The sequence below is a fragment of the Streptomyces sp. NPDC003456 genome, from assembly GCF_042878735.1.
Taxonomy (GTDB): Bacteria; Actinomycetota; Actinomycetes; order Streptomycetales; family Streptomycetaceae; genus Streptomyces.
On record NZ_JBIAOK010000016.1, the window covers coordinates 1 to 1,014 of the forward strand.

Annotated in this window: 1 rRNA gene; it reads left to right on the forward strand. The window is 56.9% G+C overall.

Features of this window, described 5'->3' with window-relative positions:
• Nucleotides 1-1,014: ribosomal RNA gene (locus tag ACFYWG_RS33485) — 23S ribosomal RNA — on the forward strand; the annotation flags it as partial.

Sequence of the window (1,014 nt, forward strand, 5' to 3'; positions counted from 1 at the left end):
TCTCGTGACTGCGTGCCTTTTGAAGAATGAGCCTGCGAGTTTGCGGTGTGTTGCGAGGTTAACCCGGGTGGGGTAGCCGTAGCGAAAGCGAGTCCGAATAGGGCGATTCAGTAGCACGCTCAAGACCCGAAGCGGAGTGATCTAGCCATGGGCAGGTTGAAGCGGAGGTAAGACTTCGTGGAGGACCGAACCCACCAGGGTTGAAAACCTGGGGGATGACCTGTGGTTAGGGGTGAAAGGCCAATCAAACTCCGTGATAGCTGGTTCTCCCCGAAATGCATTTAGGTGCAGCGTCGTGTGTTTCTTGCCGGAGGTAGAGCACTGGATAGGCGATGGGCCCTACCGGGTTACTGACCTTAGCCAAACTCCGAATGCCGGTAAGTGAGAGCGCGGCAGTGAGACTGTGGGGGATAAGCTCCATGGTCGAGAGGGAAACAGCCCAGAGCATCGACTAAGGCCCCTAAGCGTACGCTAAGTGGGAAAGGATGTGGAGTCGCACAGACAACCAGGAGGTTGGCTTAGAAGCAGCCACCCTTGAAAGAGTGCGTAATAGCTCACTGGTCTAGTGATTCCGCGCCGACAATGTAGCGGGGCTCAAGCGTACCGCCGAAGTCGTGTCATTGCAGCATAACGGCCAACGCCGGCTGTGATGGGTAGGGGAGCGTCGTCTGCCGGGTGAAGCGGCACTGGAAGGTAGTCGTGGACGGTTGACGAGTGAGAATGCAGGCATGAGTAGCGATTCACACGTGAGAAACGTGTGCGCCGATTGACTAAGGGTTCCTGGGTCAAGCTGATCTGCCCAGGGTAAGTCGGGACCTAAGGCGAGGCCGACAGGCGTAGTCGATGGATAACCGGTTGATATTCCGGTACCCGCTGTGAAGCGTCAAACATCGAGCATCGTGATGCTAAGGCCGTGAAGCCGCCCTTGATCTCTTCGGAGTGATGGGGAGTGGTGGAGCCGCTGAACCAAGCGGTTAGTAGGTGAGTGATGGGGTGACGCAGGAAGGTAGTCCA